Annotated in this window: 23 protein-coding genes; 11 read left to right on the top strand and 12 right to left on the bottom strand. The window is 62.8% G+C overall.

Annotation, left to right across the window (positions count from 1 at the left end; translation table 11 throughout):
• Positions 1-2: 2 nt before the first annotated feature.
• Positions 3-881: a 4-hydroxy-tetrahydrodipicolinate synthase gene (gene dapA, locus GWQ44_RS02100; RefSeq protein ID WP_047302470.1), complete on the bottom strand. Its 879-nt coding sequence runs from the start codon at positions 879-881 to the stop codon at positions 3-5.
• Positions 882-1,206: 325 nt separating this feature from the next.
• Here dapA and GWQ44_RS02095 point away from each other — a divergent pair, with 325 nt between their 5' ends.
• Together GWQ44_RS02095 and GWQ44_RS02090 are read left to right on the top strand one after the other, a co-directional pair.
• On the top strand, positions 1,207-1,767 hold the full coding sequence (locus tag GWQ44_RS02095; RefSeq protein WP_016963909.1) for a glycine cleavage system protein R: 561 nt from the start codon (positions 1,207-1,209) through the stop codon (positions 1,765-1,767).
• Positions 1,768-1,777: 10 nt separating this feature from the next.
• A complete protein-coding gene (locus GWQ44_RS02090; protein ID WP_016963908.1) occupies positions 1,778-2,251 on the top strand; it encodes a peroxiredoxin in 474 nt (157 codons plus the stop codon).
• Between the two features lie 36 nt (positions 2,252-2,287).
• Here the strand turns inward: GWQ44_RS02090 and GWQ44_RS02085 are convergent, their stop codons facing one another.
• Complete coding sequence (locus GWQ44_RS02085) at positions 2,288-3,358, bottom strand: AI-2E family transporter (RefSeq protein WP_060837997.1); 1,071 nt, start codon at positions 3,356-3,358, stop codon at positions 2,288-2,290.
• Between the two features lie 33 nt (positions 3,359-3,391).
• Entirely contained in the window at positions 3,392-3,631 is a 240-nt protein-coding gene (locus GWQ44_RS02080) for a sulfurtransferase TusA family protein (RefSeq protein ID WP_060837996.1), read from the bottom strand.
• 230 nt (positions 3,632-3,861) lie between these two features.
• Here GWQ44_RS02080 and GWQ44_RS02075 point away from each other — a divergent pair, with 230 nt between their 5' ends.
• Positions 3,862-5,295, top strand: a complete 1,434-nt coding sequence (locus tag GWQ44_RS02075; protein WP_275926548.1) for a M48 family metalloprotease — start codon at positions 3,862-3,864, stop codon at positions 5,293-5,295.
• A gap of 75 nt (positions 5,296-5,370) precedes the next feature.
• On the opposite strand, the gene GWQ44_RS02070 is transcribed toward GWQ44_RS02075, so the two are convergent.
• From GWQ44_RS02070 to rpoE, 4 genes are all read right to left on the bottom strand, one after another.
• Positions 5,371-6,801: a DegQ family serine endoprotease gene (locus GWQ44_RS02070; protein ID WP_016963904.1), complete on the bottom strand. Its 1,431-nt coding sequence runs from the start codon at positions 6,799-6,801 to the stop codon at positions 5,371-5,373.
• A gap of 224 nt (positions 6,802-7,025) precedes the next feature.
• The gene (locus tag GWQ44_RS02065; protein WP_275926547.1) at positions 7,026-7,982 is read right to left on the bottom strand and encodes a MucB/RseB C-terminal domain-containing protein; all 957 of its coding nucleotides are present in this window, start codon (positions 7,980-7,982) and stop codon (positions 7,026-7,028) included.
• An 8-nt stretch (positions 7,983-7,990) separates the two neighbouring features.
• Positions 7,991-8,578: an anti sigma-E factor RseA C-terminal domain-containing protein gene (locus tag GWQ44_RS02060; protein WP_016963902.1), complete on the bottom strand. Its 588-nt coding sequence runs from the start codon at positions 8,576-8,578 to the stop codon at positions 7,991-7,993.
• 31 nt (positions 8,579-8,609) lie between these two features.
• Complete coding sequence (rpoE, locus tag GWQ44_RS02055) at positions 8,610-9,191, bottom strand: RNA polymerase sigma factor RpoE (RefSeq protein ID WP_007930230.1); 582 nt, start codon at positions 9,189-9,191, stop codon at positions 8,610-8,612.
• Between the two features lie 557 nt (positions 9,192-9,748).
• On the opposite strand from rpoE, the gene nadB reads away from it, so the two are divergent.
• Positions 9,749-11,371: an L-aspartate oxidase gene (gene nadB / locus GWQ44_RS02050; protein WP_016963901.1), complete on the top strand. Its 1,623-nt coding sequence runs from the start codon at positions 9,749-9,751 to the stop codon at positions 11,369-11,371.
• Here the strand turns inward: nadB and GWQ44_RS02045 are convergent.
• Complete coding sequence (locus GWQ44_RS02045; protein ID WP_016963900.1) at positions 11,334-11,786, bottom strand: protein YgfX; 453 nt, start codon at positions 11,784-11,786, stop codon at positions 11,334-11,336. The two genes, nadB and GWQ44_RS02045, sit on opposite strands and share 38 nt — an antisense overlap.
• Positions 11,770-12,024 carry a succinate dehydrogenase assembly factor 2 gene (locus tag GWQ44_RS02040; protein WP_016963899.1) on the bottom strand — a complete coding sequence of 85 codons (255 nt, stop codon included), beginning with the start codon at positions 12,022-12,024 and terminating at the stop codon, positions 11,770-11,772. Before GWQ44_RS02040 ends, GWQ44_RS02045 begins: the two co-directional genes overlap by 17 nt.
• Before the next feature lie 150 nt (positions 12,025-12,174).
• Here GWQ44_RS02040 and GWQ44_RS02035 point away from each other — a divergent pair, with 150 nt between their 5' ends.
• Complete coding sequence (locus GWQ44_RS02035; protein WP_275926546.1) at positions 12,175-13,116, top strand: folate-binding protein YgfZ; 942 nt, start codon at positions 12,175-12,177, stop codon at positions 13,114-13,116.
• Positions 13,117-13,153: 37 nt separating this feature from the next.
• Positions 13,154-13,975, top strand: a complete 822-nt coding sequence (locus GWQ44_RS02030) for an HDOD domain-containing protein (RefSeq protein WP_047302444.1) — start codon at positions 13,154-13,156, stop codon at positions 13,973-13,975.
• Positions 13,976-13,978: 3 nt separating this feature from the next.
• Here GWQ44_RS02030 and GWQ44_RS02025 read toward each other — a convergent pair whose 3' ends face one another.
• Together GWQ44_RS02025 and GWQ44_RS02020 are read right to left on the bottom strand one after the other, a co-directional pair.
• Positions 13,979-15,364: a sensor histidine kinase gene (locus GWQ44_RS02025; protein ID WP_047302442.1), complete on the bottom strand. Its 1,386-nt coding sequence runs from the start codon at positions 15,362-15,364 to the stop codon at positions 13,979-13,981.
• Positions 15,357-16,028 (bottom strand): response regulator, encoded by a 672-nt coding sequence (locus GWQ44_RS02020; RefSeq protein WP_275926545.1) that lies wholly within the window; start codon positions 16,026-16,028, stop codon positions 15,357-15,359. The genes GWQ44_RS02025 and GWQ44_RS02020 overlap by 8 nt, the downstream gene beginning before the upstream one ends.
• A gap of 237 nt (positions 16,029-16,265) precedes the next feature.
• Here GWQ44_RS02020 and GWQ44_RS02015 point away from each other — a divergent pair, with 237 nt between their 5' ends.
• The 5 genes from GWQ44_RS02015 to GWQ44_RS01995 all read left to right on the top strand — a co-directional run bounded on the left by GWQ44_RS02015 (position 16,266) and on the right by GWQ44_RS01995 (position 21,784).
• Positions 16,266-17,558 carry an OprD family porin gene (locus GWQ44_RS02015; protein WP_275926544.1) on the top strand — a complete coding sequence of 431 codons (1,293 nt, stop codon included), beginning with the start codon at positions 16,266-16,268 and terminating at the stop codon, positions 17,556-17,558.
• Between the two features lie 182 nt (positions 17,559-17,740).
• Positions 17,741-18,727 carry a tripartite tricarboxylate transporter substrate binding protein gene (locus GWQ44_RS02010; RefSeq protein WP_047302438.1) on the top strand — a complete coding sequence of 329 codons (987 nt, stop codon included), beginning with the start codon at positions 17,741-17,743 and terminating at the stop codon, positions 18,725-18,727.
• 58 nt (positions 18,728-18,785) lie between these two features.
• Positions 18,786-19,244 carry a tripartite tricarboxylate transporter TctB family protein gene (locus tag GWQ44_RS02005; protein WP_047302436.1) on the top strand — a complete coding sequence of 153 codons (459 nt, stop codon included), beginning with the start codon at positions 18,786-18,788 and terminating at the stop codon, positions 19,242-19,244.
• 1 nt (position 19,245) lies between these two features.
• Positions 19,246-20,760 (top strand): tripartite tricarboxylate transporter permease, encoded by a 1,515-nt coding sequence (locus tag GWQ44_RS02000; RefSeq protein ID WP_016964195.1) that lies wholly within the window; start codon positions 19,246-19,248, stop codon positions 20,758-20,760.
• Positions 20,753-21,784, top strand: coding sequence for an AbrB family transcriptional regulator (locus tag GWQ44_RS01995; protein ID WP_047302433.1), 1,032 nt, complete (start codon positions 20,753-20,755; stop codon positions 21,782-21,784). The genes GWQ44_RS02000 and GWQ44_RS01995 overlap by 8 nt, the downstream gene beginning before the upstream one ends.
• Positions 21,785-21,919: 135 nt before the next feature.
• Here the strand turns inward: GWQ44_RS01995 and ung are convergent, their stop codons facing one another.
• The gene (gene ung, locus GWQ44_RS01990; protein WP_016964196.1) at positions 21,920-22,612 is read right to left on the bottom strand and encodes a uracil-DNA glycosylase; all 693 of its coding nucleotides are present in this window, start codon (positions 22,610-22,612) and stop codon (positions 21,920-21,922) included.
• Positions 22,613-22,710 lie beyond the last annotated feature (98 nt).

Raw genomic sequence — 22,710 nt, 5'->3', positions numbered from 1 at the left:
AATTAAACCAAGACGCCGGACTGGCGCATGGCCTGCCGCAGCGGTTCGTGACAGGCGGCACTGAGCCAGGTGAGCGGCAGACGGATACCGTCCGGCATCAAGCCCATTTCGTGCAGGGCCCATTTCACGGGAATAGGGTTGGATTCGATGAACAGTGTCTTGTTCAGCGGCATCAGGGTTTCGTGGATCTCGCGGGCCTTGGCGGCATCGCCAGCCATGGCGGCGGCGCACATCTGGCTCATGGCTCGGGGGGCGACGTTGGCGGTCACCGAGATATTGCCCTTGCCGCCCAGCAGGATCAGCTCGACCGCGGTGGCGTCATCGCCGGAGTACACCAGGAAATCGCTGGGCACGCCGGCCAGGATCGCCTTGGCCCGCTGCAGGTCGCCGGTGGCTTCCTTGATGCCGATGATGTTCTTCACGCTGGACAGGCGGATCACGGTCTCGGCCTGCATGTCGCATGCGGTACGGCCGGGAACGTTGTAGAGGATCTGCGGAATGTCCACGGCCTCGGCAATGGCGCGGAAATGCTGGTACAGGCCTTCCTGGGTCGGCTTGTTGTAGTACGGAGTCACCAGCAGGCAGGCATCGGCGCCGGCGATCTTCGCGTTGGTGGTCAGTTCGATCGCTTCACGCGTCGAGTTGGCGCCGGTACCGGCAATCACCGGAATGCGCCCTGCAACCTGGGCCACCACCCGACGAATCACTTCGATGTGCTCGTTGACATCCAGAGTGGCCGATTCACCTGTGGTGCCGACCGCCACGATGGCGTTGGTGCCCTCTTGCAGGTGGAAGTCCACCAGTTTGCTCAGGCTGTCCCAGTCGAGATTTCCCTGTGCATCCATGGGTGTGACCAGTGCCACCATACTGCCCGCAATCATGCAACCGCTCCTGCCGGAAAAAGAGAGCGGTAATGGTACTGGCGCCAAGTTCCTTGCACAAGCGAAGTCCCGCGCCGTGAGCATTCCCCTGAGCGATGGTTTTCGCTACCCTTCAGGCTTTGATCGCTACCGATAAGCGTGTAAACCGGGTTATCGCCTGCCTGTCGCTTCTCCAAAGCCCCATTCCTGCATTGTCAGCCCGTGTTCCGGATGTTCCGGGACCTGTCGCCGGCTGGTGGTCCGGGGCCCTGAGAAGTCGCTGGCAGCGTTTGCCCGACACCGACTTGTCAAAAGTATCGACCGCTCATCGCTTTAGGAATGCTGCATGTCCACCCCCACAGTTCGCGAACAATTCCTTGTCATCAGTGCCCTCGGCGCCAACCCCATGGAGCTGACCAACGTCCTGTGCCGCGCCAGCCATGAAAACCGCTGCGCCGTCGTGACCTCGCGCCTGACCCGGCATGGCGAGTGCAGCGCCCTGGTGCTGGAGATTTCCGGCAGCTGGGACGCCCTGGCACGCCTGGAGAGCAGCCTGCCGTTCCTGGCCAAGAAGCACGCCTTCACCGTCAATGTGGTGCGCAGCGCAGCCCTGGAAAGCCGCCCTCAGGCTCTGCCTTACGTCGCTTATGTCAGCGCGGCTTATCGCTCGGACATCGTCAACGAGCTGTGCCAGTTTTTCATCGACCACCATGTCGAGCTGGAAAACCTCACCTGCGATACCTACCAGGCTCCGCAGACCGGAGGCACCATGCTCAACGCCACCTTCACCGTGACCCTGCCCGCCGGCACCCAGATCAGCTGGTTGCGCGATCAGTTCCTGGATTTTGCCGATGCCATGAACCTCGATGCGCTGATCGAACCCTGGCGCCCACAGAACCCCATGTAAGGAAGCTCCCATGGCCGTTGCTATCGACCAACCCGTCACCGATTTCCAGGCCCCTGCCACCAGCGGCCAGACCGTCAGCCTGTCCGGCCTCAAGGGCAAGCAAGTGGTGATCTACTTTTACCCCAAGGACAGCACGCCGGGCTGCACCACCGAGGGCCAGGGCTTTCGTGATCAATACGCCGCCTTCCAGGCTGCCAACACCGAAGTCTTCGGCGTTTCCCGCGACAGCCTGAAGTCCCACGAGAACTTCAAGTGCAAGCAGGAATTCCCCTTCGAACTGATCAGCGACAAGGACGAAGCCGTCTGCCAGCTGTTCGACGTGATCAAGTTGAAGAAGCTCTACGGCAAGGAATACCTGGGCGTGGACCGCAGCACCTTCCTCATCGACAAGGACGGTGTGCTGCGCCAGGAATGGCGCGGGGTGAAGGTTCCGGGCCACGTCGACGCCGTACTGGCCGCGGCCCAGGCCCTGAACAAGGCCTGAAATGACCGGGGCGGCTGAATCAGCCGCCCCGCGTATCTAGAGTAAAGGCGCCACCACCGGATCCTTCCTTGGCCAGGCATCCAGCACCGCCTTGAACAAGGTGGCCAGGGGAATCGCAAAGAAAATCCCCCAGAAGCCCCACAGCCCGCCGAACAACAACACCGCACAGATGATCGCCACCGGGTGCAGGTTCACCGCACCGGAGAACAGCAGCGGCACCAGCACGTTGCCATCCAGGGTCTGGATAATCCCGTAGACCGCCATCAAATAGATGAACTGGTCGCTCCAGCCCCATTGGAACAGCGCAATCAGCGCCACCGGCACCGTCACCACCACAGCGCCGACATAAGGCACCACCACCGAAATGCCCACCAGCAGCGCCAGCAACGCCGCGTAGTTGAGGCCCAGGGCGACGAAGGCGATGTAGGTCACGCCGCCGCAGATGACAATCTCGATGACCTTGCCGCGGATGTAGTTGGCAATCTGCCGGTTCATTTCGTGGGCAACCCGGGTAATCAGGGTCCGCTCCCGCGGCAGATAGCCGATGACCCAGCGGCTGATCATCGCCCGATCCTTGAGGAAGAAAAACACCAGGATCGGCACCAGCACCAGGTAGATCATGATGTTCACCAGCAACGGCAGGCTGGACAGGGAGAAGGTCAACGCCCATTGCCCGAACTTGCCGATCTCGCCCCTGGCCACCTCGATGGCCTGCAGCACCTGCTCGTCCGACACCAGGTGCGGGTACCGTTCGGGCAACAGCAGCAACAGCGATTGCCACTTGGCGAGCATCCCGGGCAACTCGTTGAACAAGGTGACGAACTGGTGCCAGAGCAACGGCACCACCACCAGGATGAAGACCAGCAACAAGCCCATGAACAAGGCAAATACCAGTCCCACCGCCGCGCCGCCCGGCAGGCGCAGGCGCTCCAGGCTCACCACCAGCCCCTGCATCAGGTACGCCAGGACCATGCCCGCCAACACCGGCGCCAGCATGCCGCCCAGGGTCAGCACCGCCGTAAAGGCCAGGAACAGCAGGACGGCGAGCACCACCGCCTCTTCATCCGAGAAGTAGCGCTGTATCCAGTCGCGTAGCACTTTGAACATCAATGATCCTTAGGTGAAATCGATGAGCGGCCGTCAGGCCTTTTTCAGCCAGTAACGATAGACCCCGGCATCGTCCTCTTCGTGCAGCAGGGTATGACCGGCCAGACGGGCAAAGGTGCGAAAGTCGCGCTGGGACCCGGCATCGGTGGCAATGACCTTGAGCACCGCGCCACTGGCCAGGCGATTGAGTTCCATCTTGGCCTTGAGCAGCGGCAGCGGACAATTGAGCCCGCTGGCGTCCAGCTCGGCATCATGGGCGACAACATCGGTCATTGAACTTACTCCGATCATGAATTCAGGCGCCTAGAATACCCTGCAAGCTCAAGCCCCCGGCAATAAACAAGCCTTGCCCCAAACACACACCGCTGTGACAAAGGGCTTATGGGGTAGACGCTGGAATTTGCCAGAAAGCACCTTGGATCCGCAGAGTTTTCACCGCCTTTGTCTGGTCCCCGGACCAGCGGCCAGCTACAGTAGAGCCTTTGTCGAATAAGGCTTTGTGCATGAATTTATTGCGCCCTACCCTGCTGACGCTCGCTTGCCTGCTCGCCTCACCGGGCTTCGCCGACGACCTGCCGTCACTCGGTGATGCCAGTTCAGCCATTGTCTCGCCGCAACAGGAACACCAACTGGGCCGTGCCTGGCTGGCGCTGCTGCGCAGCCAGGTCTCGCAGCTCAATGACCCGCAGCTCAAGGACTACGTCGAAACCAGCGTCTACAAACTGGTGGAGACCAGCCAGGTCAACGACCGGCGCCTGGAGTTCATCCTGATCAACAGCCCGCAGCTCAACGCCTTTGCCGCTCCCGGCGGGATTGTCGGGGTCAACGGCGGTCTGTTTCTCAACGCCCAGACCGAGGGAGAGTACGCCTCGGTGATGGCTCACGAACTGGCGCACCTTTCCCAACGCCACTTTGCCCGCGGCGTCGAAGCCCAGCAGCGCATGCAGGTGCCAATGATGGCCGCATTGCTGGCCGGGATCGTGATCGCCGCCGCCGGTGCCGGGGATGCCGGGATCGCCACCATCGCCGGCACCCAGGCCGCGGCGATCCAGGAACAGCGGCGCTTCTCCCGACAGAACGAGCAGGAAGCCGACCGTATCGGCATCCTCAATCTGGAGAAGGCCGGCTACGATCCGCGCTCGATGCCCACCATGTTCGAGCGCCTGATGCGCCAGTACCGCTTCGATGCCAAGCCGCCGGAATTCCTCTTGACCCACCCGGTCACCGAGTCGCGGATCGCCGACACCCGCAACCGTGCCGAACAGGCCAAGCAGGGCGGTACCGAAGACAGCCTGCGCTATCAACTGATTCGTGCCCGAGTGCAACTCAACTATGAAGAGTCCCCGGGCCTGGCCGCCAAGCGTTTTCGCGCGCAGCTCGACGAAAATCCGAAGAACGACATTGCGCGCTACGGCCTGGCTATCGCCCAGATCAAGGGCAGCCAGTGGAACGAGGCTCGGGAAAACCTCAAGCCGTTGCTGGCCAAGTCGCCCAATGACATCACCTACAACCTGGCCCAGATCGAGCTGGACATGGCCAACAGCCGCCTGCCGGATGCGCAAAGTCGGGTCGAGCGAATGCTCAACCTGTACCCCGGCAACTATCCGCTGAACCAGGTCCGGGTTGATCTTCTGCTCAAGCAGAACCGCCCGGCGGACGCGGAAAAAGCCCTGGAGGGCCTGTTGAAAAGTCGCCCGGATGACCCGGACGTCTGGTACCTGGTGGCGGAAACCCGCGGCCTGTCCGGCAACATCATCGGCCTGCACCAGGCGCGAGCCGAGTACTTTGCCCTGGTCGGCGACTATCGCCAGGCCATCCAGCAGCTGGACTTCGCCAAGCGCCGGGCCGGCAGCAACTTCCCGCTTTCCTCGAGAATCGATGCGCGTCAGCGCGAGATGATGGATCAGGAGCAGATGGTCAAGGACATGATGCGCTGACCTTGAGTGCGGCCATAAAAAAGCCCGCCTCATACGAGGCGGGCTTTTTATTGGGCAACCCTTAAGGCTGGCGGGTTATTCGGCCAGCTTGAAGGTAATGAAGCTGGCTCGCCCCTGACGCAGAACACGCATGGACACCGAACGATTCTTCGGCAGCGCCTTGGCGATTTCAGTGAACTCCTTCGCGGTGGTGATCGCCTGGTTGTTCAGGTGAGTGATCACGTCGCCCGGCTGGAGGCCGATCAGCGCCGCAGGACCATCCTGAACTTCCTTGATGACAACGCCACCCTTGAGGTCGAAGGCTTTCTTCTGCTCATCGTTGAGTTCGATCACGGCCACGCCGAGACGGTTGCTGCTGCGCTCGACTCCGGACTTGGGCAGCATGCTCAGGTCCTTGTCTTCCTCGGGGATGGCACCGACGGTCAGCTCGACGTTCTTGCGCTTGCCGTCGCGGATCACTTCCAGATTAGCCTTGGCCCCGGCCTTCAGCGCGCCCACCAGGTGCGGTAGGTCGGCAGACATGACGATGGGCTGGCCATTGAGGCTGAGAATCACGTCACCCACTTGCAAGCCACCCTTGGCTGCCGGACCGCCATCTTGAACCTGAGCCACCAGTGCACCGGCAGGTTTTTCCAGGCCGAAGGACTCAGCCAGGTCTTTATTGACCTCTTGAATCACCACGCCCAGCCAGCCTCGGCTGACCTTGCCACCGGTTTTCAGCTGATTGGAGACGTCCATCGCCACATCGATCGGGATGGCGAAGGACACGCCCATGAAGCCACCGGAACGGGTGTAGATCTGCGAGTTGATCCCCACCACTTCACCGGCCAGGTTGAACAGCGGACCACCGGAGTTGCCCGGGTTGATCGGCACGTCGGTCTGGATGAACGGCACATAGTTTTCGTTCGGCAGGCTGCGACCGATGGCGCTGACGATGCCCTGGGTCACAGTGTGGTCAAAACCGAACGGCGAACCGATGGCCACGACCCATTGGCCAGCCTTGAGGTCCTGGGATTTGCCCAGTTTCAGCACGGGCAGGTCTTTGCCATCAATCTTCAGCAGCGCCACGTCGGAGCGCGGGTCGGTGCCGATCAGCTTGGCTTTCAATTCGCTGCGGTCGGCCAGGCGCACGAGGATCTCGTCCGCATCGGCGATCACGTGGTTGTTGGTGAGAATGTAGCCATCCGGGGAGATGATGAAGCCCGAACCCAAGGATTGCGCCTCGCGCTGGCGATCACCACGCGGGGAGCGCTGCTGGGGCATGCCGCGCTCGAAGAACTCCCGCAGCATTGGCGGCAGGCCTTCCAGATCGGGCATCTGCGCTGAGTTGGAAACCCGGCGATCGGGCAGTTTCTGCGTGGTACTGATGTTCACCACTGCGGGCGAGGCCTGCTCGACCAGTTGGGTGAAATCGGGCAACTCGGCTGCCTGGGCAGACACGGCCTGACCCAGCACCAGTACGGTGGCAAGAATGGTGAAGTAGGACTTCAAGCGTGGTATCGACATACGGCTCCCGTTACGACGAGCGTGGTTAAGCGATATGAAGCAGCAAATGCCGAAAAGACAGGGGTGGCACTTTTGCTCCAGGAACGACAAATAAGGTCAGAACCGAGGGGGTTCTGACCTATAAAAAAACTTTGTGGATTTTGCAAATGAAATTGCTCACCAAACATTTCATCTTCTCAATTGTGGATCAGCCATGATTGACCTCTTACACAACCAATAAAGGTTCATTGTTTGGTGGCGGCATCGAAACGCATGGACAGGGCAATACGTTCGGCGGTGCCAATCGGAATTTCCCCGACCACCGTGACCATCATTTCGCCTTCGGGGGTGGTCAAGCGCCGCGATACTGCGACAGTCGGCCCCAACTGCGAACGAGTGTCGGTTACCGCCTCGCCATTGAGGGGCTCGAGGAACACGGAAAAACGCGCAAAACCATCGTCATACAGCAGGCTGTTGACCACGGACTTGGTTTGCGGATCCTTGCGGGCGCTGCTGCTGGTCAACTCGAACCCCGGAGGCAACCAGTCGGAGTGCCAAGCTTGGGTACTCTTGATCGCCGAGGCCTTGTCGCTATCCAGAACCACCGGTTTGCAGTCCAGGCTGGCACGCAGCTCGTTGTCATCCGGTACATCGGCGGTATCCAGACGGGTGAACTGAAAGCGCTCAAGCAACTGTCCCTTGTCATTCAACAACAGGGACTTGAGCGGCAAGCCGGTTTCCTGATCCAGATGCAATTCGAAGCCGTAACGATGCTGGTCTCGCGGCGTGACCGCAACGATCACCGCCTGACGCCCGGCCACGCGTGACTTGCCGATAACGGCAAGTTCATACCAATTCTTGAGTTTCTGCGGATCCAGCGCACGCGCCGCAGAGTCCGGGGCATCCCCCAAGCCTGCCACCAGCGTACCGCTGACGCATTGGGTACGACCATCGACGCGCACAACCTCTTGAGCGGATCCGTCGAGCTGGATCAAACGCTCACGGACCTTTCCATCTTGGACGCGATGCCAGATGTTATGGGTAGAAAAACTACCATTGCGCTCGTAGACGAAGGTGCCCTGAAAGCTTTGCTGCCGTTCCGCTTGCCCAAGACGCTGCAACCAGTCCTGGGCTTCGTCGGCGTGGGCTGGAACCACAAACCAGCCACTGAGCAGAAGCGAGAGTAGAGGGATGGCGCGCATGATCCTCCTTAGCGGTTTTCCAGGCTTGCCGCACGGGCATAAGGCAGTGCGCTTTCAGTGCCTTTGAGTGCAGCTTGCTGCGCATGTTGACGCAGGTAGCTTGGCAGACGCTGGTCGTGCCAGCCGGGCTGACCTTGCAATACGCCATTGGCCATGGGGCCGGTGGCTTCCGAGCTTTCATTGTAGCCGGCCAAAACGGCAGGGCCTTTGACTTGTGGGGCGGCCAGGGTTGGCTGACCCGCTTGCTGAGCAAGCTCAACACCTGCGATCTCATCGTGGTTGTACAGACGTACACCCGCGAGTACCGCTACAGTCACAGACGCAGCGACCGCCAGACGACCCAGGCTGCGCCAAGGTCCACGAGACGCTTTGGCCGGTACAGCTTCATCGGCCAGGGCTGCAGAAACCGCAGCGGCGATGTCCAGACGCGGAAGCAGCAACTCCTTGTGCATGGCTGCCCGGGCGATTTGATAACGAGCCCAGGTCTCACGGGTTTCCACTTCGTCGACGGCATTCAATACCCGACGCAATTCCAGTTCGTCCGCTTCGTTATCCATCACCGCGGACAGCGATTCCTGCAGGGCTTCACGACTCATGGCGGTTCCTCTCTTGGCTGTCGCCGCTGTCTCAGGTTTCCTGCAACAACGGCTGCAGGGCTTTATCGATGGCTTCCCGAGCGCGGAAAATCCGGGATCGCACGGTACCCACCGGACACTGCATGACGCTGGCAATGTCCTCGTAACTCAGACCATCGAATTCACGTAAAGTTAAGGCTGTACGCAAATCTTCCGGTAGTTGCTGAATGGTTCGATGGACGGTGCCTTCGATCTCATCCCGCAGCAATGCACGTTCCGGCGATTCGAGATCCTTCAGGCCATGATCGCCGTCATAGAACTCCGCATCCTCAGAACTGACATCGCTATCCGGCGGCCGACGGCCGCGTGAAACCAGATAGTTTTTCGCCGTGTTGATGGCGATACGGTACAGCCACGTATAGAACGCGCTGTCCCCCCGAAAATTACCTAGTGCACGGTAAGCCTTGATAAAGGCTTCTTGTGCGACATCCTGGGCTTCATGGGTGTCGTGCACGAAACGCACGATCAACCCGAGAATTTTGTGCTGGTATTTCAGCACGAGCAGATCGAACGCTCGCTTGTCGCCACGCTGAACGCGCTCGACCAGCTGCTGATCCTCTTCCTGGGTTAGCATGAACACTCCTCGATAAGCTCGGAGGAGGCTTGCATCACTAATCGATCAGGCTTGCAAACATAGACTCGGGCTTTTCGCAAAAGTTCTCCCCCTCCAAGCAAGTTTCCTGCGGGCTCTGATCCGGCACGCACGAAAAACGCAGCGCGGGCAAGGCCGGCTGCGCGAATAATCCTGTCGTCGATTTCTGTCACAAGGAACAGACTGCAAACCCTGGCCAGAACCGACGCTGTCCCTTCTTTCAGGCAACCTTCTATTGAGTTTGAGGCCTTGGCAAAAGTTCCCAATCTTTATAGCTGTGCCGAACGAAGATTGTGTAACGGTGAAGAGAAAAACCGCCTTACTTCTTCGATCAACCCGCGCGGAAGCTGGAATGCCGCGAGAAGAGGCTGGTCGAGAGCAACGCTTTTGCTCAGCGAAGTCGCACAACGCCATGAAGGCGCGACTATTGTGCCGATCCCCCCCTCTATATACTAGTGGGCTGTGTGGCTGCTTTGACTCGCCGATTCAGGCGTCTTGCGCCAACCCCATATTGGGTCGCTTTGAGCGGAATCCTTCAAATGAGCCAACAGTTTCAACACGATGTTCTGGTGATTGGCAGCGGCGCCGCCGGCTTGAGCCTGGCCCTTAACCTGCCCAGCCACCTGCGTATTGCCGTCCTGAGCAAGGGCGACCTAGCCAACGGTTCAACCTACTGGGCCCAGGGCGGTGTAGCCGCCGTGCTGGACGATACCGACACCGTCGAATCCCACGTCGATGACACCCTCAATGCCGGTGGCGGCTTGTGCCATGAAGATGCGGTGCGCTTTACCGTCGAGCACAGCCGTGAAGCCATCCAGTGGCTGATCGACCAGGGCGTCCCCTTCACCCGCGACGAAGACGCCGGCAGCGATGAAAGCGGCTTCGAATTCCACCTGACCCGCGAAGGCGGCCATAGCCACCGGCGGATCATCCATGCCGCAGACGCCACCGGCGCGGCGATCTTCAAGACCTTGCTGGCCAAGGCCCGACAACACCCCAACATCGAGCTGCTGGAGCAAAGGGTCGCCGTCGACCTGATCACCGAAAAGCGCCTGGGCCTGGAAGGCGACCGCTGCCTGGGGGCCTACGTGCTCAATCGCGGCACCGGCCAAGTCGACACCTTCGGCGCACGCTTCGTGATTCTCGCCTCTGGCGGTGCGGCCAAGGTCTACCTCTATACCAGCAATCCCGACAGCGCCTGTGGCGACGGCATTGCCATGGCCTGGCGCTCGGGCTGCCGGGTAGCCAACCTGGAGTTCAACCAGTTCCACCCCACCTGCCTGTATCACCCGCTGGCCAAGAGTTTCCTGATCACCGAGGCCCTGCGCGGCGAAGGCGCCCACCTCAAGCTGCCCAATGGCGAACGTTTCATGCCGCGCTTCGATCCACGGGCCGAACTGGCTCCGCGGGATATCGTCGCCCGGGCCATCGACCACGAAATGAAGCGCCTGGGGATTGACTGCGTCTACCTGGACATCAGCCACAAGCCGGCCGCGTTCATCAAAAGCCATTTCCCGACGGTGTATGAACGCTGCCTGGAGTTTTCCATCGACATCACCCAGCAGCCGATCCCGGTGGTACCGGCGGCCCACTACACCTGTGGCGGGGTGATGGTCGACCAGCGGGGCCGCACCGACGTGCCCGGCCTGTACGCCATCGGCGAAACCAGCTTCACCGGGCTGCACGGGGCCAACCGCATGGCCAGCAACTCGTTGCTGGAGTGCTTCGTCTATGCCCGCTCGGCGGCAGCCGACATCCTTGAGCAACTGCCCCAGGTCTCGATTCCCGCCGCCCTGCCCGCCTGGGACGCCAGCCAGGTCACCGATTCCGACGAAGACGTGATCATTGCGCACAACTGGGATGAACTGCGGCGCTTCATGTGGGACTACGTGGGTATCGTGCGCACCAACAAGCGCCTGCAACGGGCTCAGCACCGGGTGCGCCTGCTGCTGGATGAGATCGACGAGTTCTACAGCAACTACAAGGTCAGTCGCGACCTGATCGAGTTGCGCAACCTGGCCCAGGTCGCCGAGCTGATGATCCTCTCGGCCATGGAGCGCAAGGAAAGCCGCGGCCTGCACTACACCCTCGACTACCCGCAGCAGTTGCCCGAGGCCCGGGACACTATTCTGCAGCCGCCCACCTACGCCGGCCGAACTTGAGCCGCACCCGCAGGCGCCGATGCACATCGGCCGCCTGCGCATCCCGCGGCACACACAGAGAACGCACCCACGGCTCGCCGCACACGCGAAAACGCAGCACCACGATCAGCGGCAACGCCAGGCTGTCAGGGCGCAACTGCACCGCCTGCCAGCCCTTGGCCGGGCTCCACAACTGCCAACCCTCTGCCGAATACCGCAAGCCCGTGAACGCCCGGGGGTGAGTCAGGAGAATCTGTCGAGGCAGCACCCAGCCGGCATGCAACAGGCACAACAACAGCCCCAGGAACTTGGCGACAGGCGCACACTGCAAAAGAACAATGGCCGCCACGGCGAATGCCTGGGCCATCAGGTAGGCCGCCAGCAGTTGCCTTGAAGCACGCCAGCGGCACTCGAACACGCTACTTGGGTTGGACACGATCCAGAATCATGCGAACCATGCGCTGCAGCTCAGGGTCCTCGGACTCGCTGCGCTCCATGAACCAGCCGAACATGTCCTGATCCTCGCATTCCAGCAGCTTGCGATAGCACTCGCGATCAGTCTCATCGAGATGCGGGTACACCTCCCTGACGAACGGCACCAGCAACACGTCCAGCTCAAGCATGCCGCGACGGCTGTGCCAGTAGAGGCGATTCAGTTCAACATCTTCAACCATGGAGCGCTCCTCAAATAGAGCGCAAGTATACAGCCAGGGGCACACGAGAACAGTCGGCTTTGGTCGGCCACCGGCTATCCTTTGTGAACTATCCATTTCAGGGGCGCCCCCTTATGATGTGCCCCAGACTTTTTTACCCTGCGATGAACCATGGCTGACTCCGCTTTTTTCTGCCCCCTGTCCCACGAAGGCGTCCTCGCCGTCCGCGGCCCTGATGCCAGCAAATTCCTTCAGGGTCAGTTGACCTGCAACCTCAATTACCTCAGCGACAGCCAATCCAGCCTCGGCGCGCGCTGCAACCAGAAAGGTCGCATGCAGTCGAGTTTCCGCATCCTTGTGCAAGGTGACGGCTGCCTGCTGGCCATGGCCAGCGAACTGCTCGAACCGCAACTGGCCGACCTGAAGAAATACGCCGTGTTCTCCAAGGCCAAGCTCAGCGACGAAAGCGCCAGCTGGGTGCGTTTCGGCCTGGCCGGCGGCGACGCCACCCTCCGCGACCTGAGCCTCGAACTGCCACAGGAAGACGGCGCTGTGGTCCGAGCCGGCGACCTGATCGCCATACGCGTGTCCAGCGACCGCGCCGAACTCTGGGGCCCGGCAGAACAGGCCGAGCACCTGGCTCGACAATTGGCCGCGCAACTGCCCCAGGGCGAGCTCAACCAGTGGCTGCTGGGCCAGATCCGCGCCGGCCTGGGCCAGGTCATGGCACAGACCCGCGAGCTGTTCATTCCACAGATGCTCAACCTGCAGGCCGTGGGTGGCGTCAGCTTCAAGAAGGGCTGCTACACCGGCCAGGAAATCGTCGCCCGCATGCAGTACCTGGGCAAGCTCAAGCGCCGCCTTTACCGCCTCGCATTGCCCGCAGGCGAGCTTCCCGTCCCCGGCACCCCAATGTTCTCCCCGACCCACAACAGCGCCATCGGCGAAGTGGTCCTGGCCGCCCAGGCACCCGATCAAGTGGAACTGCTGGCCGTGCTGCAGGCCGAGGCGGTGGAAGACGGCAACCTGCATCTGGGGACACTCGAAGGGCCCGGTCTGCACTTGCTGGATCTGCCGTACGAGCTGGACCGCGATCGCGAAATCCAGCGCTGATCGATTCCCCTTTCCTGCAACACCCTAGAGAACTGAAATGACTGAGCTGGCGCAAAAGGTCCAACGGGATTTGGTGGAGGCCATCGACAACGATGACCTGGTCCTGCCAACCCTACCGGAGGTGGCCATGCAGATTCGCCAGGCCGCCGAAGACCCGGAAATCAGCGTCAGCACCCTGAGTAAAGTGATAGGCCGCGACACCGCGTTGTCGGCACGGCTGATCAAGGTGGTCAACAGCCCCCTGCTGCGGGCGACCCAGGAAGTCACCGACCTGCACACCGCGATCACCCGCCTGGGGGTCAACTACAGCAGCAACCTGGCCATCGGCCTGGTGATGGAGCAGATCTTCAACGCCCGCTCCGAAGTGGTAGCGCAAAAGATGCACGATGTCTGGCGCCGCAGCCTGGAAGTGGCCGGGGTCAGCTACGCCCTGTGTCGCAGCTACACCCAGCTCAAGCCCGACCAGGCAGCCCTTGGCGGCCTGGTGCACCAGATCGGCGTGCTGCCGATCCTGACCTACGCCGAAGACCATTACGAACTGCTGTCCGACCCGGTCAGCCTCAACCACGTGATCGAGCGGATCCACCCCTTGCTGGGAGACAAGCTGCTGCGGGTCTGGGAGTTCCCCGAGCAACTGGTGGCCATCCCCGGGCAGTACCTGCACTTCGACCGCCAGAGCGCCGGGATCGACTACGTCGATCTGGTGCAGGTGGCGACCCTGTACTGCCACAAGGACACTGATCACCCTCTCTCGCGGATTGACGCCTTCAGCGTGCCGGCCTTCAAGAAGCTGGGGATCGACCCGGAAAACCAGGCCATGTGCAACGATCTGCAAGCATCCCGCTCAATGCTCTACTGATCCTCATCCGGCAATAAAACTCACCCGCACCTTGAGCCCCGAAGGCTCGCCGTCATGCAGGCTGATCTGGGCCAGATGGGCGCGACAGATTTCCCCCACGATCGCCAGGCCCAATCCCGAGCCGGCCACCTGCTGATTGCGCCGGTAGAAACGCTCGAAGACCCGGTCCCGATCCTCCAGGGGAATCCCCGGCCCATCGTCCTCCACCTCCAGCACACCCGGCGCAAAGACCCGCAGCACCACATTGCCACCCGGCGGCGTGTGGGCCAGGGCGTTGTCCACTAGGTTGCTCAGCAACTCGTTGAGCAGGGTCGGCTCGCCCTTGAGCCACACCGGCTCGTCGGCCTCCAGCGCCAGGGCCACGCCCCGGGCATGGGCCAGGGGCGCCATGGCCATGCCCAGCTCCCGAGCCAGCTGGCTGAGGTCAAGCAACTGCGCACCGCCTTCGGCAATGGCCCGAGCGCCGTTTTCCACCCGAGCCAGGGACAGCAGTTGATTGGCCAGATGAGTCAGGCGATCGGTGCCCTGGGCCGCGCTTTCCAGGGTCGAACGCCAGGTCTGCGCTTCGCCGGAGCGCAAGCCCAGTTCCAGGCGGGCCTTGAGTGCGGCCAAGGGCGTGCGCAACTCATGGGCGGCCTCGGCGATGAACTGCGCCTGGCGCTCGAACTGCCCGCGCAGACGTTCGGTGAAATGATTCAAGGCCCGCACCAGGGGCCACAACTCGCGCTGCACCGACACCAGCGGCAGTGGCCGCAAGTCATCGGGCTGGCGCTCTTCCACCGCACCGCGCAAACGCTCCAGTGGCCGCAGCGCGGCACTCACCGCAAACCACACCAGCAGCAACGCCCCGATGGCCAGCATGCCCAGGCGCAGCAAGGTATCGGCCATCAGGCTGCGGGCCATGGCGACCCGTGCCTCGTCAGTCTCGGCGACGCGGATCTCCGCCATGCCATTCATGTTCGGCTCGCTGACCGCCTTGAGCAGGCTCACCACCCGCACGTTCTGCCCCAGGTATGTGGCGTCATAGAAGCGCGCCAGGGCCGGGTAGTCATCGGTACGCGGAGTGCCCGGCGGAGGACCGGGGAGGTTTTCGTAACCGGAAATCAGTTGCTGGTGAATATCGTTGACCTGGTAGTAGATGCGCCCGGCGCTGTCGTAGGCGAAGGTGTCCAGGGCCACATAGGGCACGTTGGCACTCAGGCTGCCGTCGCGCTGGGACAGGCCGGCGGCGATGGTCCGCGCCGAGGCCAGCAGGGTCCGGTCATAGGCGGTGTCGGCGGCCTCGCGGCCATTCCAATAAGCGCTGAGCCCACTGGCCAGCATCAGCACCACCAGCAGCAGCGCCAGGTTCCACAGCAACCGCCAACGCAGGCTGCTGGGCTTATGCATCGCGGCTTTCCAGCAAATAGCCCAGGCCGCGAAAGGTGACAATCGCCACCGCATGGCCATCGAGCTTCTTGCGCAGGCGGTGAACGTAGATCTCGATGGCGTCCGGGCTGGCCTCCTCGTCCAGGCCGAAGACCTGGGACGCCAGTTGCTCCTTGCTCATCACCCGGCCAGGACGGGCAATCAACGCCTCCAGCACGGCCTGCTCGCGGGAGGTCAGGTTCAGCAGCTCCTCGCCCAGGGTGAAGCGTCGGGTGTCCAGGTCATAGGCCAGCACCCCGCAGCGCTGCTGGCGTTCGCCGCCCAGCACGCTGCGGCGCAACAGGGCCTTGACCCGGGCTTCCAGCTCGGTCAGTTCGAACGGCTTGGCCAGGTAGTCATCGGCCCCCAGGTTCAGGCCGTGAACCCGGTCCTTGACGTCGCTGCGGGCGGTGAGCATCAGCACCGGCAGATTCTTGCCCCGGGCCCGCAGGCGCGCCAGCACCTCGAAACCGTCCATGCGCGGCAGGCCGACATCGAGGATCGCCACGGCGTATTCCTCGCTGCCCAGGGCCAGGTCGGCGGCCACGCCGTCGTGCAGCACATCCACGGTCAAGCCGGTGCTCTTGAGCGCCTGGGCGACACTTTCGGCCAGTTGCAGATGGTCTTCGACGAGCAGGACTCGCATGGATGATTACCTCGATTCAGGGGGGATCGACGCCGCTCTTTGGCGCGGAGTGTACCGCCGCATCCGCCGCTGTGAAGCCCGAAAACCGTGAAAGTGCGCTGAAAGGTTAGCGAAAGGTTGGCCCTTTAGAGTCCCGCTACGGACAGTCTCGACTGCCCTGGTCTCAATGACCGCTGACACGCAAAACGCCTCGAAGCGTTTTCGTCAACAATAAGAACAATAACGGAGTACCCCTGGATGCCGTCCACGCGCCCTCACGCCGTCACACCTGTATCTTTTCCCCGCCTGACCCCGACCGCCCTGGCCAGCGCCGCGGCCCTCGCCGGTGTCGCCCCCTTGAGCCAGGCCGCCTTTTTCGAAGACAGCAGCGCCACCTTCGAAACCCGCAACATGTACTTCAACCGCGACTTCCGCGAGGGCACCAGCGCCCAGCAGTCCAAGCGCGACGAATGGGCCCAGGGGTTCATGCTCAACCTGCAGTCGGGCTACACCGAAGGCACGGTGGGCTTCGGCCTGGACGCCCTGGGCATGCTCGGGGTCAAGCTCGATTCCAGCCCCGACCGCACCGGCACCGGCCTGCTGCCGACCCACGATGACGGGCGCGCCGCCAATGAGTACTCCAAGCTCGGCCTGACCGGCAAAGTGAAAATTTCCGCCACCGAACTGAAAATCGGCAGCCTGATTCCCGAGTTGCCGATCCTCAAGCCCAACGACGGGCGCATCCTGCCGCAGACCTTCGAAGGCGGCCTGCTGACCTCCAAGGAGATCAAGAACCTGACCTTCACCGGCGGCCGCCTGGACAAGGCCAAGGACCGCGACGACAGCAACTACGAGGACATCCGCCTCAACAACAAGAACAGCCGCTTCGCCGGCACCGTGGCCGGCAAGCACTTCAACTTCGGCGGCCTGGACTACAAGTTCACCGACAAGATCACCGGCAGCTACCACTTCGCCCAACTGGACGACGTCTACAACCAGCACTTCTTCGGCCTGGTGGCGTCGCGCCCCCTGGGTCCTGGCACCTTCGCCAGCGACCTGCGCCTGGCCATCAGCGACGACCAGGGCCAGGCCCGGGGTGGCAAGATCGACAACCGCTCGCTCAACGGCCTGCTGAGCTACGCCCTCAACGGCCACAAACTCAGCGCCGGCTACCAGCACATGTCCGGCGACAGCGCCTTCCCCTATGTCGATGGCAGCGACCCGTACCTGGTGAACTTCGTGCAGATCAACGATTTTGCCGGTGCCGAGGAACGCTCCTGGCAGGCCCGCTACGACTACGACTTCGCCAAGCTCGGGGTGCCCGGCCTGAGCTTCATGACCCGCTACATCAGCGGCGACAATATCGCCCTGAAAAACGGCGACACCGGCAAGGAATGGGAGCGCAACACCGAGATCAAGTACGTGGTGCAAAGCGGCACCTTCAAGGACGTTGCCGTGCGCCTGCGCAACGCCACCTACCGCTCCAACTATTCGGCTCGCGACGCGGATGAAGTGCGCCTGCTGGTGAGTTACGCCGTAGCCCTGTGGTAAGCCAGCGAGCCCGCCTCGTCGTTCAACGTTTCGCTGTTTCGTAGGAGCTGGCTTGCCAGCGAAGAGGCCCGCAAGCCCTGCACAGAACTCAAGGCTCTTTCGCCGGCAAGCCGGCTCCTACGGAAAAAAGGCTCGGGGATGACCCGGACAGACCGATAACAACAACTCCTGTGGAGACAATCATGGACTTTTCACTGCGTAACCTCGCCCTCACCGCCGGCTGCATGCTGTTCGCCGGCCAATTGCTGGCCGCATCCGCCGAGCCCAAGCGCCCGGAATGCATCGCCCCGGCCTCCCCGGGCGGCGGCTTCGACCTGACCTGCAAGCTGGCGCAAAGCGCCCTGGTCAACGAGAAAATCCTGACCAAGCCGATGCGCGTGACCTACATGCCCGGCGGCGTCGGTGCGGTGGCCTACAACGCGGTGGTGGCCCAGCGCCCGGCCGACGCCGGAACCCTCGTGGCCTGGTCCAGCGGCTCGCTGCTGAACCTGGCCCAGGGCAAGTTCGGCCGTTTCGATGAAAGCGCGGTGCGCTGGCTGGCGGCGGTGGGCACCAGCTACGGCGCCATCGCCGTGAAAAGCGATTCGCCCTACAAGACCCTCGACGATCTGGTCCAGGCTCTTAAGAAAGATCCAAGCAAAGTAGTGATAGGTTCCGGCGGCACCGTCGGCAGCCAGGACTGGATGCAGACCGCGCTGATCGCCAAGGCCGCCGGGATCAACCCCCGGGACCTGCGCTACGTCGCCCTGGAAGGCGGCGGCGAGATCGCCACTGCCCTGCTGGGCGGGCACATTCAGGTCGGCAGCACCGATATTTCCGACTCCATGCCACACATCCAGGCCGGCGATATGCGCCTGCTGGCGGTGTTCTCCGAACAGCGCCTGGACGAGCCGGAAATGAAGGACATCCCCACCGCCAAGGAGCAGGGCTACGACATCGTCTGGCCCGTAGTGCGCGGCTTCTACCTCGGGCCGAAGGTCACCGACGAGGAATACGCCTGGTGGAAAGACGCCTTCGACAAACTGCTGGCCTCCGAAGACTTCGCCAAGCTGCGCGATCAGCGCGAGCTGTTCCCCTTCGCCCTGACCGGCCCCGAGCTGGACACCTACGTGAAAAAGCAGGTGGCCGACTACAAGACCCTGGCCAAAGAGTTCGGCCTGATCCAGTGACCGTCCCTTGCTGACGGCGCGGCCCTCGCGCATCGAGGGCCGCGCCCGGGAGTTAACCATGCTCGTTCAACGTCTCTTCGCCGCGGTGTTGCTGCTGGCCTGTGCCGCTCTGGCACTGATGGCCTGGCCGTATCAGGCGGCCTTTTCCTACGAACCCGTGGGCCCGCGGGCCTTCCCTTTGCTGATGCTCGGCCTGATGGGCCTGGCCCTGCTGTACATGCTGTTTCGCCCGGCACCCATCAAGCACAGCGAAGACGAACCGCCCCTGGACCGGCAGACCCTGACCAAGATCACGCTCTGCGTGACCTTGCTGCTGGTGTTCGCCGGCACCTTCGAACCCCTGGGCTTCATCCTCGCCAGCATCCTCATCGGCGTGCCGATGGCCCGGCTTTATGGCGGCCGCTGGCTGCCCAGCCTGGTGATCATCAGCCTGCTCAGTGTCGGCCTCTACTGGCTGTTCGACCGGGTCATGGACGTACCACTGCCCCTCGGCCTGCTCGACGTTCTGGAGAATTGATATGGATACCCTCAGTTACCTGGGCCAGGGCTTCGGCGTAGCGCTGACCCCCTACAACCTGGTCACCGCCCTGTGCGGCACCCTGATCGGCACCGTGGTCGGATTGCTGCCGGGCCTGGGCCCGATCAACGGCGTGGCGCTGCTGATCCCCATCGCCTTCGCCCTGGGCCTGCCGCCGGAATCGGCGCTGATCCTGCTGGCGGCGGTGTACCTGGGCTGCGAATACGGCGGCCGCATCAGCTCGATCCTGCTGAACATTCCCGGCGAAGCCTCCACCGTGATGACCACCCTCGACGGCTACCCCATGGCGCGCAAGGGCCTGGCGGGCGTGGCCCTGTCGCTGTCGGCCTGGAGTTCGTTCATCGGCGCCTTCATTGCCACCTGCGGCATGGTGCTGTTCGCCCCGCTGCTGGCCAAGTGGGCGATCGCCTTCGGTCCGGCGGAGTACTTCGTGCTGATGGTGTTCGCCATCGTCTGCCTGGGCGGCATGGCCGGCGACCGGCCATTGAAGACTTTTATCGCCGCGTTGATCGGGCTGTTCCTGTCGGCGGTGGGCATCGACGCCAACAGCGGCGTGTATCGCTTCACCGGGGACAACATCCACCTCACCGACGGCATCCAGTTCGTGGTGCTGGTGCTGGGCCTGTTCTCCATCAGCGAGATTCTGTTGCTGCTGGAAAAAACCCATCGCGGCCAGGAAGCGGTCAAGGCCACCGGACGCATGATGTTCAACCTCAAGGAAGCGGCCTCGGTGTTCGCGGTGAACATCCGCTGCGGCCTGCTGGGCTTCATCATGGGCGTGCTGCCCGGCGCCGGTGCGACCCTGGCCAGCGCCGTGGCCTACATGACCGAGAAACGCATCGCCGGCGCCAGCGGCACCTTCGGCGAAGGCGACAAGCGCGGCCTGGCGGCCCCGGAAACCGCGATCGGCGCTTCGGCCTGCGGTGCCCTGGTGCCGATGCTGACCCTGGGCGTGCCCGGTTCCGGCACCACCGCGGTGATGATCGGCGCGCTGTCGCTGTACAACATCACCCCCGGCCCGCTGCTGTTCCAGCAACAGCCGGACATCGTCTGGGGCCTGATCGCCTCGCTGTTCATCGCCAACATCATGCTGGTGATCCTCAACATCCCGATGATCCGCCTCTTCACCCGCATCCTCGCGGTGCCGAACTGGGCCCTGGTGCCGGTGATCGCGATCATTACCGGGATCGGCGTCTACGCGGTGCACGCCACCACCTTCGACCTGTTCCTGATGGTGGGCATCGGCATCTTCGGCTACATCCTGCGCAAGCTGGACTTCCCGCTGTCGCCGGTGCTGCTGGGCTTCATCCTCGGCGGCCTGATGGAACAGAACCTGCGCCGGGCGCTGTCGATCTCCAACGGTGCCATGGAGATTCTCTGGTCGAGCCCGATCACCGTCGGGGTCTGGGTGCTGACCGTGATCATGCTGCTGATGCCGCTGCTGCGCATCTGGCGCAAGCGCGCGGCCGAGCAACGTGCCGTGGCCGATGTCTGAAGCCCGCTTCAGGCAATGGTGGGGCACGCCCCTGGTGGGCCTGGCTGGCGGCTACCTCGCCAGCCAGGTCGGCTGGCCGCTGCCGTGGATGGTCGGCTCGTTGCTGGCGATCATCCTGGTGCGCTGCCTGACACCCTGGCAATTGGCGGAAATCCCCGGCGGGCGCAAATGCGGACAATGGGTGGTCGGCATCGGCATTGGCCTGCATTTCACGCCGCTGGTGATGGAGCAGGTGCTGAGCCATTTCGGCCTGATCTTCTGCGGCGCCCTGGTCACCAGCCTGTCCAGCGTGGTCGGGGTGTGGTTGCTGCGGCGCACCGGGGAAGACCGGGCCACGGCATTCTTCTCCAGCATGCCCGGCGGCTCCGGGGAGATGGTCAATCTCGGCGCGCGTAACGGCGCGGTGCTCAGTCGGGTAGCGGCCGGGCAGAGCCTGCGGGTGCTGACGGTGGTGCTCTGTGTGCCGGCGGCGTTCAAGTACCTGTTGGGGGACGGCGCCCCGTCCCTGCACGCAAGCAGCGTGGACTGGCAGTGGCTGGCCCTGCTGTTCCCGGCAGGAGCGCTGCTGGCCTGGCTCTGGCAACGCCTGCGCCAGCCCAATCCCTGGCTGTTCGGCCCGTTGCTGCTCAGCGCGTCGGCCAGCATCGCCTGGGACCTGCACATCGGCCTGCCCGACGGCGCCAGCCAGCTGGGCCAGTGGCTGATCGGCAGCGGCCTGGGCTGTCACTTCAACCGGCAGTTCTTTCGTCGAGCACCGTCGTTCATGGGCCGCACCCTGATCGGCACCGCCCTGACCATGCTGATCGCCGGCCTTGCGGCCCTGGGCCTGAGCGTGCTGACCCGCCTCGACCTGCGCTCGCTGACATTGGGCATGATGCCCGGCGGTATTGCGGAGATGAGCCTGACGGCCGAAACCCTGCAACTGTCGGTGCCATTGGTGACGGCGATGCAGGTCATGAGGTTGTTGTTCGTGCTGTTTCTCGCCGAGCCTTTGTTCCGCCACTGGAACAAAGGCCCGCTGTAGTCGCAGGACCTTCAGTGGCCGAGCCACCGCCGCGTCCCTACGGGCCGTTCGCAGCCTGCGGCAGCGGCTACAGATATGCCCTGGTTCAAGTCGCGAGTGGGGTGGCCGCCAAGCAGCCCCCCCATCGAGCAATAGTTACAACGGCGGCAGGCGCCACTCGATGGGCGTCTCGCCGTTCTGCTCAAGGTATTTGTTGGTGCGGCTGAAGTGCCCGCAACCGATGAAGCCACGGTAGGCCGACAGCGGCGAGGGGTGCACCGAGGTCAGCACCAGGTGCTTGGTGGCGTCGATCAGCTTCTGCTTGCTCTGGGCATGGGCGCCCCACAGCAGGAACACCAGATGCGGCTGGTGCTCGCTGACCACTTCGATGATCCGGTCGGTGAAGAACTGCCAGCCCTTGCCCGCATGGGATGCGGCGTTGGCCCGCTCCACGGTCATGGTGGTGTTGAGCATCAGCACACCCTGGTCGGCCCAGCTCTGCAGGTAGCCGTGGTTGGGAATGTCGATATTCAGATCGCGCTTGAGCTCTTTATAGATGTTCACCAGCGATGGCGGCGCCGGCACCCCGGGCTGCACCGAGAAGCACAGGCCGTGGGCCTGGCCCGGTCCGTGGTAGGGGTCCTGGCCGAGAATCACCACCTTGACCTTGTCCAGCGGCGTGGAATTCAGGGCATTGAAGATCATTGGACCCGGCGGGTAGATTTCCTTGCCGGCGGCATGTTCCCGGCGCAGGAACTCGCGCAGTTCGCTCATGTAGGGCTGCTCGAATTCGGCCCGCAGGGCCTCCTTCCAGCTCGGTTCGAGTTTGATACGATCGTCAGCAGTCATGGCCAGGCCCGTGAAAAAACAATGGCCGCACCCTAGGAAAGCCGACTTCGCTTGTCAATTGATCTGACACAGAACCGGCAGTTTCCCTTACAGCGATC

Origin of the sequence: Pseudomonas sp. 3MA1, from assembly GCF_029237275.1 — a bacterium.
In the GTDB taxonomy this organism is placed as follows: domain Bacteria; phylum Pseudomonadota; class Gammaproteobacteria; order Pseudomonadales; family Pseudomonadaceae; genus Aquipseudomonas; species Aquipseudomonas fluorescens_AP.
Note: the sequence above shows the minus strand (reverse complement) of the source record. Positions and strands in the feature narration are given on the sequence as shown.

Excerpts from the sequence above, each read along its gene's own strand:
- GWQ44_RS02075 (WP_275926548.1), top strand. The coding sequence starts at position 3,862 with ATGAATTTATTGCGCCCTACCCTGCTGACGCTCGCTTGCCTGCTCGCC.
- GWQ44_RS02095 (WP_016963909.1), top strand. The coding sequence starts at position 1,207 with ATGTCCACCCCCACAGTTCGCGAACAATTCCTTGTCATCAGTGCCCTC.
- GWQ44_RS02065 (WP_275926547.1), bottom strand. The coding sequence starts at position 7,982 with ATGCGCGCCATCCCTCTACTCTCGCTTCTGCTCAGTGGCTGGTTTGTG.
- GWQ44_RS02000 (WP_016964195.1), top strand. The coding sequence starts at position 19,246 with ATGGATACCCTCAGTTACCTGGGCCAGGGCTTCGGCGTAGCGCTGACC.
- GWQ44_RS02085 (WP_060837997.1), bottom strand. The coding sequence starts at position 3,358 with ATGTTCAAAGTGCTACGCGACTGGATACAGCGCTACTTCTCGGATGAA.
- GWQ44_RS02035 (WP_275926546.1), top strand. The coding sequence starts at position 12,175 with ATGGCTGACTCCGCTTTTTTCTGCCCCCTGTCCCACGAAGGCGTCCTC.
- GWQ44_RS02020 (WP_275926545.1), bottom strand. The coding sequence starts at position 16,028 with ATGCGAGTCCTGCTCGTCGAAGACCATCTGCAACTGGCCGAAAGTGTC.
- rpoE (WP_007930230.1), bottom strand. The coding sequence starts at position 9,191 with ATGCTAACCCAGGAAGAGGATCAGCAGCTGGTCGAGCGCGTTCAGCGT.
- ung (WP_016964196.1), bottom strand. The coding sequence starts at position 22,612 with ATGACTGCTGACGATCGTATCAAACTCGAACCGAGCTGGAAGGAGGCC.
- dapA (WP_047302470.1), bottom strand. The coding sequence starts at position 881 with ATGATTGCGGGCAGTATGGTGGCACTGGTCACACCCATGGATGCACAG.
- GWQ44_RS02015 (WP_275926544.1), top strand. The coding sequence starts at position 16,266 with ATGCCGTCCACGCGCCCTCACGCCGTCACACCTGTATCTTTTCCCCGC.
- GWQ44_RS02040 (WP_016963899.1), bottom strand. The coding sequence starts at position 12,024 with ATGGTTGAAGATGTTGAACTGAATCGCCTCTACTGGCACAGCCGTCGC.
- GWQ44_RS02060 (WP_016963902.1), bottom strand. The coding sequence starts at position 8,578 with ATGAGTCGTGAAGCCCTGCAGGAATCGCTGTCCGCGGTGATGGATAAC.
- GWQ44_RS01995 (WP_047302433.1), top strand. The coding sequence starts at position 20,753 with ATGTCTGAAGCCCGCTTCAGGCAATGGTGGGGCACGCCCCTGGTGGGC.
- nadB (WP_016963901.1), top strand. The coding sequence starts at position 9,749 with ATGAGCCAACAGTTTCAACACGATGTTCTGGTGATTGGCAGCGGCGCC.
- GWQ44_RS02080 (WP_060837996.1), bottom strand. The coding sequence starts at position 3,631 with ATGACCGATGTTGTCGCCCATGATGCCGAGCTGGACGCCAGCGGGCTC.
- GWQ44_RS02090 (WP_016963908.1), top strand. The coding sequence starts at position 1,778 with ATGGCCGTTGCTATCGACCAACCCGTCACCGATTTCCAGGCCCCTGCC.
- GWQ44_RS02025 (WP_047302442.1), bottom strand. The coding sequence starts at position 15,364 with ATGCATAAGCCCAGCAGCCTGCGTTGGCGGTTGCTGTGGAACCTGGCG.
- GWQ44_RS02070 (WP_016963904.1), bottom strand. The coding sequence starts at position 6,801 with ATGTCGATACCACGCTTGAAGTCCTACTTCACCATTCTTGCCACCGTA.
- GWQ44_RS02010 (WP_047302438.1), top strand. The coding sequence starts at position 17,741 with ATGGACTTTTCACTGCGTAACCTCGCCCTCACCGCCGGCTGCATGCTG.
- GWQ44_RS02005 (WP_047302436.1), top strand. The coding sequence starts at position 18,786 with ATGCTCGTTCAACGTCTCTTCGCCGCGGTGTTGCTGCTGGCCTGTGCC.
- GWQ44_RS02030 (WP_047302444.1), top strand. The coding sequence starts at position 13,154 with ATGACTGAGCTGGCGCAAAAGGTCCAACGGGATTTGGTGGAGGCCATC.